Annotated in this window: 10 protein-coding genes; 7 read left to right on the top strand and 3 right to left on the bottom strand. The window is 73.2% G+C overall.

Translation table 11 applies throughout. The features are described from left to right. Positions 1 to 79: 79 nt before the first annotated feature. The 7 genes from ACFV2J_RS08790 to ACFV2J_RS08760 all read left to right on the top strand — a co-directional run bounded on the left by ACFV2J_RS08790 (position 80) and on the right by ACFV2J_RS08760 (position 10,764). Positions 80 to 691, top strand: a complete 612-nt coding sequence (locus ACFV2J_RS08790) for a TetR/AcrR family transcriptional regulator (RefSeq protein ID WP_385094786.1) — start codon at positions 80 to 82, stop codon at positions 689 to 691. Positions 692 to 877: 186 nt separating this feature from the next. Next, a complete protein-coding gene (locus ACFV2J_RS08785; protein WP_385437849.1) occupies positions 878 to 2,698 on the top strand; it encodes a gamma-glutamyltransferase family protein in 1,821 nt (606 codons plus the stop codon). Positions 2,699 to 2,898: 200 nt separating this feature from the next. Next, positions 2,899 to 3,744, top strand: a complete 846-nt coding sequence (locus ACFV2J_RS08780) for an inositol monophosphatase family protein (RefSeq protein WP_385097473.1) — start codon at positions 2,899 to 2,901, stop codon at positions 3,742 to 3,744. A gap of 959 nt (positions 3,745 to 4,703) precedes the next feature. After that, positions 4,704 to 6,470, top strand: coding sequence for an endonuclease/exonuclease/phosphatase family protein (locus tag ACFV2J_RS08775; protein ID WP_385437846.1), 1,767 nt, complete (start codon positions 4,704 to 4,706; stop codon positions 6,468 to 6,470). A 29-nt stretch (positions 6,471 to 6,499) separates the two neighbouring features. Next, positions 6,500 to 8,470, top strand: a complete 1,971-nt coding sequence (locus ACFV2J_RS08770) for a phosphocholine-specific phospholipase C (protein ID WP_385437843.1) — start codon at positions 6,500 to 6,502, stop codon at positions 8,468 to 8,470. Between the two features lie 301 nt (positions 8,471 to 8,771). Next, entirely contained in the window at positions 8,772 to 10,181 is a 1,410-nt protein-coding gene (locus tag ACFV2J_RS08765) for a phytoene desaturase family protein (protein ID WP_385090832.1), read from the top strand. Positions 10,182 to 10,254: 73 nt separating this feature from the next. After that, positions 10,255 to 10,764, top strand: coding sequence for an O-acetyl-ADP-ribose deacetylase (locus tag ACFV2J_RS08760; RefSeq protein ID WP_385090821.1), 510 nt, complete (start codon positions 10,255 to 10,257; stop codon positions 10,762 to 10,764). A 229-nt stretch (positions 10,765 to 10,993) separates the two neighbouring features. Here ACFV2J_RS08760 and ACFV2J_RS08755 read toward each other — a convergent pair whose 3' ends face one another. From ACFV2J_RS08755 to ACFV2J_RS08745, 3 genes are all read right to left on the bottom strand, one after another. Further along, a complete protein-coding gene (locus tag ACFV2J_RS08755) occupies positions 10,994 to 12,718 on the bottom strand; it encodes an MFS transporter (RefSeq protein WP_385090824.1) in 1,725 nt (574 codons plus the stop codon). A gap of 33 nt (positions 12,719 to 12,751) precedes the next feature. Then, the gene (locus ACFV2J_RS08750) at positions 12,752 to 13,207 is read right to left on the bottom strand and encodes a MarR family winged helix-turn-helix transcriptional regulator (protein WP_385090826.1); all 456 of its coding nucleotides are present in this window, start codon (positions 13,205 to 13,207) and stop codon (positions 12,752 to 12,754) included. Positions 13,208 to 13,401: 194 nt separating this feature from the next. Further along, positions 13,402 to 15,261, bottom strand: a complete 1,860-nt coding sequence (locus ACFV2J_RS08745) for a M1 family aminopeptidase (RefSeq protein WP_385437838.1) — start codon at positions 15,259 to 15,261, stop codon at positions 13,402 to 13,404. Positions 15,262 to 15,607: the final 346 nt, after the last annotated feature.

The raw sequence follows: 15,607 nt of genomic DNA, 5'->3' as shown, positions 1-15,607 counted from the left end.
GGCGTGGACGGGTTCGTGGTGCCGGACCAGGTGCGTCCGAGCGCCGGCTCGCGGACTGGCCGAAGACCGAGGAGGACCCGTGGCCCAGCGTACGGAGCGTACGGAGCGCGCGGACGCTCTGCGCAACCGAGAAGCCGTCCTGGCCGCCGCCGACGCGCTCTTCGCCGCCAGCGGCAGCCCCCATGGCGTGTCGATGGACGACATCGCCGCGGCCGCCGGTGTCGGCAAGGGCACCCTCTTCCGCCGCTTCGGCGACCGCGCCGGCCTGATCGGTGCCGTGATCGCCTCCCGTCTCCACCCGGTGCAGGAAGCCGTACGCGAAGAGCGGGGCGCAGCCACGTCCTCACCGAGGCAGCGGGTGCTGGACCTGCTGGACGCCTCGCTGCGCTTCAAGATCGAGAATCGTCACCTGATGCTGGCCGCCGAGGACGCCGGTCTCAGCAGCCCCTATCAGGCCGAACACTACGGCTGGTGGCACGAAGCCCTTCGCGTGGCGCTGGAGCGGGTGCCCGGGGTGCGCGACGCGGACTTCACCGCGCACGCACTCCTGGCCGCCGTCCGCGCCGACCTGGTCACGCACCTGATGGACGATCAGAAGATGACACCCGAAGGCCTGCGTTCCTCGCTCGCGGCCCATGTCGGCGAACTGCTCGGCGGTTCCGATCCGCTCGGCCCCCGCGCGGAGGCGTGAGAGGTCACTTCCCGGCACAGCGCCACCGACCCGCTGGGCCCTGGCCGATACGGCTCGCTCCCGCCGGCCCCTCCCGGGGCAGCACGTGCGACCCGGCCGCCGTACCGGCACCGGCCCCGTGGCCCTGTTGCGCCGACGGCCGGTCAGTCTGGACGATGAGCGGAAAACAGCGACACGAAGGACCGCATGTTCACGACCCGACCGACCCTCCAGGGCACCTTCGGCATGGTGTCCTCCACCCACTGGCTCGCCTCGCAGTCCGCCATGGCCGTCCTGGAGGACGGCGGCAACGCGTTCGACGCCGCCGTCGCCGCGGGGTTCGTCCTCCACGTCGTCGAGCCGCACCTCAACGGACCCGCGGGCGAGGTCCCGATCGTCCTCGCGCCCGCGGGCGGCGCGGTACAGGTGCTCTGCGGACAGGGCGGCGCGCCCGCCGGAGCGACGATCGCGCACTACAGGGGACTCGGTCTGGATCTCGTACCCGGTACCGGCCCGCTCGCCGCGGCCGTCCCCGGCGCCTTCGACGCGTGGATGCTGCTCCTGCGCGACCACGGCACAAAGTCCCTCGCCGACGTCCTGAAGTACGCCATCGGGTACGCCGAGGACGGGCACGCGCCCGTGGAGCGCGTCGGCGAGACGGTGGACGTCGTCCGGGAACTGTTCGAGACGGAGTGGACCTCCTCCGCGGAGGTGTACCTGCCGGGCGGGGCGGCACCGCGAACCGGTGAGCTCTTCCGCAATCCCGCGCTCGCCGCCACCTGGAGACGACTGCTCACCGAGGTGTCGGCCGCGGGCGACCGGGAGGCCGCGATCGAGGCGGCACGGGAGGTCTGGCGCACCGGATTCATCGCCGAGGCCCTGGTGCGCCAGGCCGGGCGGCCCACCATGGACACCAGCGGTGAGCGCCACGCCGGCACGCTGACGGCCACCGACCTCGCCTCCTGGTCCGCGGTCTACGAGGCACCGGCGACCTACGACTGGCGCGGCTGGACCCTGTGCAAGGCCGGCCCCTGGAGCCAGGGCCCGGTCCTCCTCCAGCAGCTCGCCCTGCTCCCGCCGGAGCTGCCGCCGTACGGTTCCGCCGAGTACGTGCACCTGCTCGTCGAGGGCTGCAAGCTCGCCATGGCCGACCGGGAGGCCTGGTACGGGGACGCGGCCGAGGTGCCGCTCGGCGCACTGCTGTCGGACGAGTACAACGCGGAGCGCCGAGCCCTCATCGGCGACGAGGCCTCGTACGAACTGCGCCCCGGCGCCCCCGGCGGGCGCACCCCGAGGCTGAGCCGCCACGCGCGGCAGGTGGCCTCCGGGGAGCCCGGCTTCGACGCGCTGGCCGTGCCCGGCGCGGGCGAACCCACCGTCGCCCGGGCGGCCGCCGAACCCGAGGTGACACCGGACGGCTCCACCCGCGGCGACACCTGCCACCTCGACGTCGTGGACCGCTGGGGCAACATGGTCGCGGCCACCCCGAGCGGCGGGTGGCTCCAGTCCAACCCGGTCGTCCCGGAACTGGGCTTCCCGCTCGGCACTCGCCTCCAGATGGCCTGGCTGGAGGAGGGACTGCCCAACTCCCTGACGCCCGGCCGCCGTCCGCGCACCACACTCACGCCTTCGCTGGCGCTGCGCGACGGGGTGCCGGTCATGGCGTTCGGCACCCCCGGCGGCGACCAGCAGGACCAGTGGCAGACCCACTTCTTCCTGGCCGTGGCGCTGGGTGCCGAAGTGCGCGGCGGGCTCGACCTCCAGGGCGCGATCGACGCGCCGAACTGGCACAACGACAGCTTCCCCGGCTCCTTCTACCCGCGCGGCATGCGCCCGGGCAGCCTCACCGTCGAGTCCCGCACCGCCCCCGCCCTCGTCGCGGAGCTGCGCCGCCGCGGCCACGACGTCCAGGTCGCCGACGCCTGGTCGGAAGGTCGGCTGTGCGCGGTCGCCCGGGACCCGCGCACCGGAGTGCTGTCCGCCGCGGCGAATCCGCGGGGGATGCAGGGGTACGCGGTCGGGCGCTGAGCGCGGCCGTGGCCGGCGCCGTGGGCCGTGGGCCGTGGGCGACGGGTCACGGGTCACGGGTGGCGGTTGACGGGCGACGGGCGAGGGGCGACGGTCCGAGCGTCGCGGTCCCGGCCCGGCGCCCCGGGAATTCACCCCGAATCCACCTGAAGTGCACCGGACGGGCGGGGATTGTCAGAGGCGCGTGCTGTCATGGAGCCATGATCGGACACACCGAAACCATCGACGAGTTTCTCGCCCACCGCACGCCCGATGTCGAAGAAGCGGTCCGCCACGCGGCCGCCACCGAGATCATGCCCCGCTTCAGGCAGCTCGCCGCGCACGAGATCGACCAGAAGAGCGGCCCGCACGACCTGGTCACGGACGCCGACCGCAAGGCCGAGGAGTACCTGACCGAAGCGCTCGCCAAGCTGCTGCCCGGCTCGGTCGTGGTCGGCGAGGAGGCGGTCCACGCCGACCCGGCGACGTACGACGCGATCCAGGGCACGGCGCCGGTCTGGATCGTCGACCCGGTCGACGGCACCCGCCAGTTCGTCCGCGGCGAGTCCGGGTTCTGCACGCTCGTCGCCCTCACGCTGGGCGGCGTCGTCCACGCGTCCTGGACCTACGCACCGGCCCGTGACCAGCTCGCCGTCGCCCTCCGCGGCAGGGGCGCCCACCTCGACGGGCAGCCACTGCGCTCCGGTTCGCCCGAGCCCGGCCGCGGCCTCGACATAGCCACCTCGCACCCCGACTACACGACGGACGAGCAGAAGCGCGCCCTCCTCGGGCTGAACACCGAGGGCGTCCGGCCGCGCCCGTGCGGTTCGGCCGGCCTGGAGTACCTGGCCGTCGCCCGTGGCGAGTTGGACGCGACGGCCTTCTCCTGGGAGGCGGCCTGGGACCACGCGGCGGGCCTGCTGCTGGTCGAGGAGGCGGGCGGCACCCACCTGACGCTGACGGGCGAACCGTTCCGCGTCACCGGCGGCAACGCGCTGCCGTTCACGGCGGCCCGGGACGAGGCGACGGCCCGCCGGGTACGAAGCCTGCTGGCCGCCGGAGCCTGAGCGGGGGCGGTGGCACGGCCCGCACGGCCCGAGACGCTCGCGCCTTGCGCGGCCCGTGACGTTCGCGCCCCGAGCGGCGCGTGGCGTTCGCGCCCCGTGCGGTCCGTGGCGTTCGCGCCCCGAGCGGCGCGGCCCGTGGCATGCGCCTCGTGCGGTCCGTGACCCGTGCCCGGCTTGCTCCGTGGCCGTCGCGCTGACGCGCCCGCGAGGCTCGCTCCACATGGCTCCCGCGACCCTGGGTGCCCGTGGTCCGGCGCCCTTGGCCGCGCGTGCTCCGCGAGTTGAGGGTCCGGCGGGGCAACGCCCGCCGCCCTGACGCGACGGAACCCCGGACAGCCGGCCGGCCTGCCTGCCCGCGTCCGTCCTCGCGTCGCCGTCCGTCCTCGCGTCGCCGTCCGTCCTCGCGTCGCCGTCCGTTCTCGCGTCGCCGTCCGTTCTCGCGTCGCCGTCCGTCCTCGCGTCGCGACGGCCCGGATCAAAAGCTCCGGATCAAGAGCCATATCCAGGACACCCCCTCTTCGGGTGGCCGCCACAGTCGAAGCCGGGGCACCCTCGTGCCCCGGCTTTCCGCGTGCCCGGCCGCATCCGTCACCAGCTCCCGTGCGTGCACTCGACCGGTCCTGCTGTGCACAGCGAAGGCGTGACCCGGTGCGAGGTTCGGCGTGCCGCCTCCCTCTGGACGGCGGCATGACGAAACGGGTGCCGGCGAACTCCGTGGGTTGCGCGAGCGGCTGAAAGTCTCGGAAAGTCGCAGCTCAGAGGCCGTCTACTGCTCGGATTCCGGACATTCGGGCCAGGCGGGGAAACCTGAGAGTTCCGTCTTCCCCCCGGTCGCGGGCAACCTCTCGTTCACGGGGACGTCGCCGGGGGACGGCTTGCTAGGGAGCGAAGTTATCTAGACAACTTTGCTCACCCGGGTGTCGCCGCGGCGCCACCCGGGGCGGAGAGGACCCAACACCGTGTCATCCCTCTCACAGGCCGCCGCGTCCGGGAGCAGCGTCGCGATCGGATCCCCGACGCCCCCGCCGCGCGGCACCGAACTGGCCGTCACCTGGGCGACGGACGCCCCCGACCCCAAGAACTGGATCGGCGTCTACCCCGCCGACCGGCTGCCCGCCAGCGGCAGCAGCTCCCTCGTGTGGGCGTACGTGCCCGGCACGTCCGGGCAGACCACCCTCGACACCTCCGGCCTGAGCGGCGGACCGTACATCGTCTATCTGCTGGCCAAGGACGGCTACGGCGTCCTCGCCAGGACGGAGCCGTTCAGCTTCGCGGGCGCCCCCCTCGGCGACACCGTCAAGCTCACGTCCACCGCTCCGCACGAGGGCGACAAGCTCTCCTTCCACTGGACGACGGACGCACCCGACGCGAAGAACTGGATCGGGGTGTACGACGGCGACCGGCAGCCGGGCACCGGCTCCTCCCTCGCCTGGGAGTACACCCCGGCCGCCTCCGGTGACATCACCCTCGACACCTCCGGCCTGAGCGGCGGCCCGTACACCGCCTACCTGCTGGCCAAGGACGGCTACGGCATCCTCGCCAAGACCGCCGCGTTCAGCTTCGCCGTACGCCCCGTGATCCCGCGTCCGCACGCGGTCGTGGACGCCGTCACCACCGAGCCGCAGACCGCGGGCGAGGACTTCTCGGTGAAGCTCGGCGGCCTGTGGATCAGGCCCGAGGGCAACGACGCGGGCAGCGCGACCTTCAAGCGGGTCGGCGGCGACTCCTGGCTGTCGGTGGCCGCGGACGGCACGGTCAGCGGCAGGGCCCCGCGCACCGCGCCCCGCAGACCCGGCCGAGTCGTGGCCGCCGTCACCGACAGCGCGGTCGGCAGCGACACCGTCACCGTCCAGGTGCCGGTACGCACCTCCCGGGAACGGCTGCGGCTGAAGGTGGCCACGCTGAACCTCTGGGACGCCGGCACCCACGTCGACGGCTTCCTGGAGAAGCAGTTGCGGCTGGTCCTCACCCAGGGCCTGGACGTCGTGGCGCTCCAGGAATGCGGCGACAAGGCGGCCGAGAACCTCGCCGCGGCGCTCGGCCGGCACGTGTACCAGGCCGGCGGCCTCGGCATCGTGAGCCGCTACCCGCTCAGCGACGTCGTCGCCCCGACCGCGGCGCTCCCGGCCGCGGCGGCGACACTGCACCTGCCCGGCGACCGCACGGTACGTCTGTGGACGGCCCAGTTGGACGAAGCCGACTACGGGCCGTACGCGCTGCTGGCGGGCCGGACGCCCGCGCAGGCCGAGGCGGCGGAGAAGGGGACGACCCGCTACCGGCAGGCGCGGGCGCTGGTGGCCGCCCTGCGGCCGGAACTCGCCTCCCGCACCCCGGTCGTACTGGCCGCCGGCCTCGCCTCGCCGTCCCACCACGACTGGACGAGCCGGACCGCGTCCGCGCACGGGGGAGCGGGCCGGGTCCGCTGGCCCGTCACCGAGGCACTGGAGGAGGCGGGCCTCACCGACGCCTTCCGCGACGCCCACGGCAGCCCGGAGAAGGCACCCGGCATCACCTGGTCCCCCGTCAGACCGCGGCGCGAGGACGGTGGCGGAGCGGAACCGCAGGACCGGATCGACCAGATCCAGTACGCGGGGCGGCTCAAGGTCCTCGAGGCGCACAGCCTGTTCACCGGCTGGCCCCGGCCGGTGCCGGACGCCGCCGCCAACGGCTGGCCCTCCGACCACGCGGCCGCCGTCGTCACCTTCTCCCTGTCCGCCCGCGGCTGACCGCGAACGATCCGAAGGACCTTCCTCCCATGACCGAGATCAGCCGCCGCACCTTCATCGGCACCACCGCGGCCGGAGCAGCGATAGCCGCCGGACTCCCCGGCACCGCGGAGGCCGCGGGGCGCGGCACGGGCCACGGCAGCATCGCCGACGTCAAGCACGTCGTCATCCTGATGCAGGAGAACCGCAGCTTCGACCACTACTTCGGCACCCTGAGCGGGGTACGGGGCTTCAGCGACCGCCAGGCCACCGTCCTCCCCGGCGGCGACCCGGTGTTCCGCCAGCCCGCCGGGAGCCGCAAGGAGGGTCACCTCCTGCCCTTCCGCATGGACACCACCAAGTACAACGCGCAGAACGCGGGCGGCCTCCCGCACGACTGGGACACCGGCCACTCGGCCGTCAACGGCGGCGCCATGAACAAGTGGGTCTCCGCCAAGGGCGAACGGACCATGGGGTACTTCACCCGGGCGGACATCCCCTACCAGTACGCGCTGGCCGACGCCTTCACCCTCTGCGACGGCTACTTCTGCTCGCTGAACGGCCCCACCGACCCCAACCGGCTCTACCTGTGGACCGGCACCGCGGGCCCCGGCGTGGACGGCACCACCGGCCCGTGGACCGACAACACGCCGGTCACGGACAACCCGGTGGCCGACTGGACGACGTACGCCGAACGCCTGGAGCAGGCCGGCGTCACCTGGCGCGTCTACCACAACCCCGATGGCTCCGACGACCGTTACGGCGACTACGACGACAACGCCCTGTCGTACTTCAAGCAGTTCCACGAGTTCCCCAAGGACGACCCCCGTTACGTCAACGCGATGACGAAGTGGGACCTCACCGCGTTCGACGAGCACTGCAAGGACGGCACCCTGCCCACGGTCTCCTGGCTGGTGGCGCCGTACCTGTTCTGCGAGCACCCGAACGCCAGCCCCGACTACGGCGCCCACTGGGTCGACACCGCGCTGCGGTCGCTGTTCTCCAACCCCGACGTGTGGAAGCACACCGCCTTCCTCGTCATGTACGACGAGAACGACGGCTACTTCGACCACGTCATCCCGCCCTTCCCCGAGCCCGGCACCAAGGACGAGTTCGCGGGCGGCAAGCCCATCGGCCTGGGCAGCCGGGTGCCGTTGTGGGTCGTCTCGCCGTGGTCGCGCGGCGGCTGGGTCAACTCCCAGGTGTTCGACCACACTTCGGTGGTCCGCTTCCTGGAGCGCGTCACCGGCGTGCGCGAGCCCAACATCTCCGACTGGCGGCGCACCGTCTGCGGCGACCTCACCAGCGCCTTCGACTTCACCAAGCCCGACTACAGCATCCCGGCCCTGCCGGACACGGTCGCGCTGATGGCGAAGGCGGACGCCGGCAGCTCGCTGCCGCCGGTCAAGGTGCCGGACGAGCAGTCCATGCCCGCGCAGGAGGAGGGCCACAGGCCGCACCGCGCCCTGCCGTACCGCCCCTGGGCCGACGTCAAGGTCGACCGGACCACCGGCAAGGTCACCTGCACCCTCACCAACGACGGCAGCGTCGGCTACCACTTCACCGTGCTGCCGAACAACGTGCTGCCCTTCGCCGGCACGCCCTTCACGGTCCCGGCGCGCTCCTCACGCACCTATGTGTGGGACGCCGCCGACACGGACGGCCGCTACGACTTCTCCGTGTACGGCGCCGACGGCTTCGTCCGCCGCTTCTCCGGCACCGTCCTCCGCCCGGGCCAGGACGACATGGCGGCGCCGTCGGTGACGGCGGCCCTGCGGTACTCCGGGCGCCCGGAGAACGCCGCGGTGGACCTGGACCTGCGCAACGACGGCGCCACCGAGGTGGCCTTCACGCTCACGCCGAACGACTTCGCCGGCGAGGAGCGGACCGTATGGGTCGGGGCGGGCGACCGCACCCGGCTGACGTGGCGCACCGACGCGGGGCGGTACGACTTCACGGTCACCGCGGGCACCGGGACCCGGTTCGCCCGACGCTACGCCGGAACCGTCCACACCGTGTGAGCCACCGCCGGCCGGGGCCGGACACCCCGCCGACTCCTGCCGGCCCGGTCCCGGCCGCCCGCCCGGTCCCGGCCGGCGGGCGGGACCGGCGCCGGGTCCGCCCCGCGGGGTGCGCGGCTTCCGACTCCGCGAGGCGCACGGTCGCGGGCCGGAGCGACGCGGTGGTCGTGGTCCGGCGCGACGGGGTGGCCGTGGCCCGGCGGCTCGCGGATTCCCACCCCGTGCCGCCGGGCCCGTCGGGCCTCCGGCATATCCTGGTGGTCAGTGGCCGTCGGCGACAAAGGAGTCCGAGGTGCCGTCGATGCTCGATGCCGTCGTCGTGGGTGCGGGGCCGAACGGGCTGACGGCTGCCGTGGAACTGGCCCGCCGGGGCTTCTCCGTGGCCGTCTTCGAGGCGCGGGACACGGTGGGCGGCGGCGCCCGCACCGAAGAGCTGACCCTGCCCGGATTCCGGCACGACCCCTGCTCGGCGGCCCATCCGCTCGGCATCAACTCGCCCGCCTTCCGGGCGATGCCCCTGGAGCGCTACGGCCTGGAGTGGCTGCACGCCGAGCTGCCCATGGCCCACCCGTTCCCGGACGGCACCGCAGCGGTGCTCGCGCGCTCCGTCGCGGAGACGGCCGCCTCGTTCGGACCGCGCGACGCCGGTACCTACCGCCGGCTGGTCGCGCCCTTCCTCCCCAAGTGGGACACGCTCGCCCACGACTTCATGTCCCTGCCGCTGACCGCGCTGCCCCGCGACCCGGTCACCCTGGCCCGGTTCGGCCTCGCCGGACTGCCGCCCTCCACGTGGCTGATGCGGCGCTTCCGCGACGAGCGGGCCCAGGCCCTGTTCGCCGGGCTCGTCGCCCATGTCATCGCCCCGCTGGACGGCATCGCCACCGGCGCCGTCGGCCTGGTCTTCGCCCTGGCAGCGCACGCCCGCGGCTGGCCCGTCGCGCGCGGCGGCTCCCAGTCGATCTCCGACGCGCTCACCGCCTACCTGCGGGACCTCGGCGGCAGTGTCCACACCGACTACGAGGTCAAGCGCCTCGACGACCTGCCGCCCGCGCGCGCCTACGTCTTCGACACCTCGCCCACCGCGCTGTCGAGGATCGCGGGCTTCGGCCGCTACTACGAGAACTACCGCTACGGGGCGGCCGTCTTCAAGGTCGACTACGCGCTGGACGGGCCCGTGCCCTGGACGGCCGAGGAGGCCCGTACCGCCGGGACCGTGCAGGTGGGCGCGAGCCGCGCCGAGATCGGTGCCGCTCTGCACGCCGCCTCACGCGAGGGCCGGGCCCCGGACGCCCCCTTCCTGATCACGGTGCAGCCCAGTGTCGTCGACCCGTCCCGGGCACCCGAGGGCAAGCAGGTCTTCTGGGCGTACGGGCACGTTCCGAACGGCTGGACAGGGGACCTCACGGACGCGATCGAGCGCCAGCTGGAGCGGTTCGCGCCCGGATTCCGTGACCGTGTACTGGCCCGCGCCACCGCCGGCCCGCGCGAACTCGCCGCGCGCGACGCCAACTACGTGGGCGGTGACATCGCGTGCGGCGCCGCCTCCGGGCTTCAGCTCCTGCTGCGTCCCCGGCTGTCCCCGTTCCCGTACCGCACTCCGCATCCGGCCGTGTTCATCTGCTCCTCGGCCACGCCGCCGGGACCCGGCGTGCACGGCATGTCGGGGCACAACGCGGCGAAGGCCGTGTGGCGTCGGCTGCGACAGCCCTGACCGCGGACACGGCGACCCGGCGGTCGCCGGGGGACAATGCGGTAAGGACCACGAACGAGGAGGCCGAGCCGTCATGACCGTCATCAGCCTGGTCCGGGGCGACATCACCGGGCAGAGCGTCGACGCGATCGTCAACGCGGCGAACTCCTCGCTGCTCGGCGGCGGGGGCGTGGACGGGGCCATCCACCGGCGCGGGGGCCCCGCCATCCTGGCGGACTGCCGCCGGCTCCGCGCCTCGCACTACGGCAAGGGCCTGGCCACCGGCAAGGCGGTCGCGACCACCGCGGGCGACCTGGACGCGCGATGGGTGATCCACACCGTGGGCCCGGTCTTCAGCGAGACCGAGGACCGCTCGCCTCTGCTGGCGTCCTGCTACCGCGAATCACTGCGGGTCGCCGACGAACTCGGCGCCCGCACGGTCGCGTTCCCCGCCGTCTCGGCCGGTGTGTACCGGTGGCCGATGGACGACGCCGCGCGCGTCGCGGTGCGGACCGTGCGGGACACGGAGTCCGCGGTCGAGGAGGTCAGGTTCGTGCTGTTCGACGAGCGGGCGTACGAGGCGTTCGCGGCGCAGGTCGGCTGACGCCCGACGCCGGACGCCCGCCGACTTACCGAAAGCCTCGCCCGCCGGAGTCACATCGGCCCGGGTCCCGGCGGTACGGACCCGGCGCGGAAGACGCACAGGACGAGGGGCGTCCCCGCACCGGATCGATCCCCGCACCGGGTCGATCCCCGCACCAGGTCCGTCACGGCCCCGGGCCCCGCTGCCCCGGGCACCCCGCCGCGCCGGACCCCCTTGTCAGGGCGCTCTCTCAGGCGGAGGCGGCGGCGCGCAGTTCCGCCAGGATGGCCGTGGTCAGCGGCCGGGGCGGGCTGTCGGGGTCGACGAGGACGACCGAGCAGGCCGCCGTGTGCGTGAGCGCGCTGGTGAAGCTCCCGTCGGCGAACTGTGCCAGCGGACCGCGGGGAGAGCGGCCCACGGCGACGGTGCCGGCCCGCACGTCGGCGGCGTGCCGGGCCAGGGCCCGGCCCGCGGCGGAGTGGTCGCCGACGCTGGTGAGTATCTGGCCGACCGCGGGGATGCCGTGGGCCGCGAGCCGGTCGAGGTGGGCGGTGACGGCGGAGCGGGCCTGCTCGGCGGTCTCGACGTCGACGGCCTGCTCCTCGACCACGGCGGTCTGCTGGACGTGCACGACCTCCAGGGCCGTACCCGCGTCCCGGGCGAGCCGAGCCGCGGCGTCGACGATGGCGGCGGCCCTGTCGTGGGCGCCGACGGCGACGATGAGCGGCGGTCCGCCGGTGGCCGCCGCCGCACCGACCGGCGTGAGCGTGGGCGCGACGGGTTCACCCTGACCCGCGGTCCGTTCGGCCCGGCGGAGCAGACGGTGGCCGCTCGCCAGTACGGGGATGGCCACGACGAAGGTCGCGGCGCCCAGGTAGAACGGGACGCTGAGGTCGGTCGCGTCGGCGAGCCGGCCGGCGACGTAGGGGGCGAGGCCGCCGCCGATGAAGCGCAGGAAGCCGTAGGCGGAGGAGGCCACCGGCCGCTCGACGGGCGAGACGAGCATGACGGCCTGGGTGGTGAGGGTGTTGTTGATGCCGATGAAGGCGCCGCTGACGACGACCGCCACGATCACCACCCGGGGCGAGTCGACGCCGGCCGCGATGACCGCCATGACGACGCCGAGGCCGAGCAGGTTGGCGTACAGGACCGGGGCGGTGCCGTACCGGGCCTGGAGGCGCGGGGCGAAGAACACGCTGAAGGCGGCCACCAGCAGGCCCCACCCGGTGAAGACCAGTCCGAGCTGGTGCGCGCCCAGCTTCATCGGGTAGGGGGCGTACCCCAGCATCGTGAAGAAGCCCCAGTTGTACAGCAGGGCCATGATGCCCATGGTCAGCAGGCCGCGGTGGCGCAGCGCCTTGAGGGGGGCGAGCGGCGAGGTGGGCCGCTCCGGTTTGGGCAGGGCCGGCACGAAGGCGAGGGTCGCGGCCAGGGCGACGGCCATCAGGACGGCGACACCGAAGAAGGGGCCGCGCCAGCTGACGGCTCCCAGCTCGCCGCCGAGCAGGGGACCCACGGCGATGCCGAGGCCGAGGGCGGTCTCGTACAGGATGATCGCGCCGCCGAAGCCGCCGCTCGCGGAGGCGACGATGACGGCGAGCGAGGTGGCGATGAACAGGGCGTTGCCCAGACCCCAGCCGGCCCGGAAGCCGACGATGCCGTTGATGGAGTCGGTGGAGCCCGCGAGCGCCGCGAAGACGACGATGACGGCCAGACCCACGACCAGGGTGCGCTTGGCGCCGATGTGGCTGGAGACCCAGCCGACGAACAGCATGGCGACCGCGGTGACGATGAGGTAGCTGCTGAACAGCAGGGAGACCTGGCTGGGTGAGGCGTGCAGACCCTCGGCGAGGGCGGGCAGGATCGGGTCGACCAGACCGATGCCCATGAACGAGATGACGCAGGCGAACGCGACGGCCCAGACGGCCTTCGGCTGCTTGAAGGGGCTGGCGGCCCTTCCGTGCGGTGCACTCATGTGCGGTTCTCCGTGGTGTCGCAGGGAACGGGGTCAGGAGCGGGAGTGGCGGTCGTCGATGACCCGGGCCAGGGCCGGCAGCGCGACCCGGACAGCCCGCTGTTCCGGTTCGGTCAGGTCCTCGATCAGCTGCCCCAGGGCGTCCGCGCGCTCGGCCCGTCGCCGGCGGAACACGTCCAGGCCCTCGTCGGTGGCCTCCACGAGCACGCCCCGGCCGTCGCTGTGGTCGGCGGTGCGCCGGACCAGGCCCGCGCGTTCCATCCGGGTGACCAGCTGCGTCATGTTCGGCTGGGAGACGTTCTCGGCCCTGGCGAGCTCGGTCAGCCGCTGTGGTCCCTCCCGGCCGAGCCGGCTCAGTGCGGAGGAGGCCGCCGTGCTCAGGCCGCCGGTGACGGCGCTGCGACGGACGTACCGCACCAGCCGTTCCACGGCGATCATCAGGTCCTCGGCCGGCGCCGGTGTGCCCGTTTCCATAACCCGCTTATGCATAACCGCATTATGCATGTAGATGTAGAGGGAAACAACATCGCGCCGCGAGAGCCGGCCGCCCCCGGGCGGGGGCTTCTCCGCGGGGGGGGGGCTTCTTCGGGGAGCGCGGGCGTGTTCGCGGCGCGGGTCCGCGCCGCCGTCGGTGCGCCGCGGGTGACGCCGGAGGGCGCCCACCGCGGCGGACCGGTCGGCTGTCAGCCGTCGATGCGGTGCTGGGTCCAGAACGAGGTCAGGTCCGTGGTCGTGGCGGCCTGGGCGGCGGCCTTGAACTCGGACGTGGTCGAGACGCCGTACCAGTGCGAAGTGGCGTAGTCCTTCAGCAGTTTGGCCATGACCGTGTCACCGAGCACGCGCCGCAGGTCGTGCAGGGCGCACTTGCCGTAGCCGTAGACGACCGTGGAGTACCGGGACGAGTGGGCGTCCCAGTAGGCCATCGAGTTGGTGATCTTCTCCGCGGTCGAGGCCCAGGAGACGCTGTTCCAGCAGTTGGTGCCGGTCTTGTTCTGCGCCAGGTCGGTGGCGTAGTCGGTGAACGCCTCGTCCAGCCACGGGCTGTTGTACTCGTCATCCCCGACGATCCCGTAGAACCACTGGTGACCGATCTCGTGGGTGAGCGCCGTCGTGCTGACCAGGTCGAGGACGAAGCCGGGGTACTCCATGCCGCCGAACCAGTAGTTGTTGTCGATCACGGCGTCCAGTTCGCCGTACGGGTATGCGCCGAAGCGCGCGGCGTGGGCGTCCACCGCGGACTTGGCGGTGGAGAGCATCGACTGGGAGTCGGAGGAGCTGATGCCCGAGACGGAGTAGATGTTGATCGCGGTGCCGGCGGAGGAGGTGCCGGAGATCTTGCTGAACGGCCCTGCGGCCCAGGCGAAGTCACGGACCTTGGAGGCCGTGGCCGTGGTGACCGTCCGGCCGCTCGATCCGGGGGTGTCGACCGAGGTGCCGGTGGCCGGGACGAGGAGGCTCGTCGGGTGGTCGAGGGTCACCTTGAAGTCGGCGGCCAGCGAGTAGAAGGACTCGCCGTTGTTGGTGTACGGGTCCAGGTGCCAGCCGGCCCCGTCCTTGACCGCCAGTACCGGCAGCGCGTTGCCGATGTTGACGAAGGCGCCGTCGTAGCCGAAGCGGTCGGCGCCGCTGGGAACGGTGATCCCCAGGTCGAAGCCGATCGTCGCGGTCTGGCCCTGCGTCAGGGGCGTCGACAGGGCGATCCTGAGGGCCGTGCAGCCCACCGAGAGGGCGCCCGCGGTGCCGCCGGTGACGTTGCTGACCGTGATCGGCATCGCCGAGCAGGTGCCGTGGTAGTTGTCCCACAGCCTCAGGTACACCTCGCTGAGCGCGGTGGAGGAGGCGTTGGTGAAGGTCGCGCTCTCGTGACCGGTCCAGCCGGTGCCGCTGGTGTTGCTGCTCAGGCTGACGGTGTACGAGGGTGCGGCCGGCGTCCGGGCGGAGTCCGCGGGCGGGGTGGTGGTGCCGGAGGTGTCGAGGGCGACGTCGTCGAGGACGAAGCTCGTCTTGAGGCTGGAGTCCTCGGTGCCGGTGAAGGCGATCGTCACGGTCTGGCCCGCGAACGCCGAGACGTCGAAGGACTTCTGCGCGTAGCCGGTGTTCTTGTTGAGGTTCGAGTACGTCGCCAGCGTCGTGCTGCCGACCTTCGCCGTCAGCTTGTCGTACGCGGTGGACGTCGTCGTCTCGGTGGTGTCGATGTGCAGCCAGAAGCTGAGGGTGGCGGAGCTGCAACCGGACGGGATCGTGACGCTCTGCGAAAGGGTGTCGGTGTGCGTGCTGCCCACACCGTCGAGCCAGGCGAAGGAGGTGCCGCCGTGCGCCGTCTGGCCGGTGCGCGAGGTGATCACGCTGGTCGACGACTGGGTCCAGGGTGAAGTGCCGCTCTCGAAGCCGCCGTTGGTGACCACCTGGGCAGGGGTGCAGGCGTCGGCCGAGGGGGCGGTGGACGGCGCGGCCGACGCCGGGGCTCCGGGGAGCAGGGCGGCGGCCAGTGCGACGACGGCGAGTGCGGCCGTCGCGAGGGCCTTGTGGGGGGTCGGTCTCACACGAACTCCTTTGAGGCGGCCGGGATTCCGGCCTGCTCGGTGACCGCTCGCCGGCTCGGGTGCGCCGGTGGGCAGCCGGGGGCTGCGCGGATCGCTCGCGCGATCGCGGGGGTGAGATTTCTGCCGCGTCCCCCTGGGGTCAGGGCGACGGCTGCCGGAAGCCTGGCAGATTTGACCAGAGCATGCCATCCGAGATGAGTAAAAGTGTGGGGCCGAGGCCTCTGGTGGCCCCGGAGGGGCCGCCGGAACACGGGTGGGGGCCGCCGCGCCGCCCGCCGCCACACCCGCCCCCCGCCCCCCGGCCCGCGGGGCGGGGGGGGGGGCGCGCCCCCGCGGGCGCCGCCCC

This window comes from Streptomyces sp. NPDC059668 (assembly GCF_042734135.1).
Taxonomy (GTDB): Bacteria; Actinomycetota; Actinomycetes; order Streptomycetales; family Streptomycetaceae; genus Streptomyces.
The sequence above is the reverse complement of the archived record's forward strand: the minus strand, read 5'-3'. Positions and strand labels throughout refer to the sequence as shown.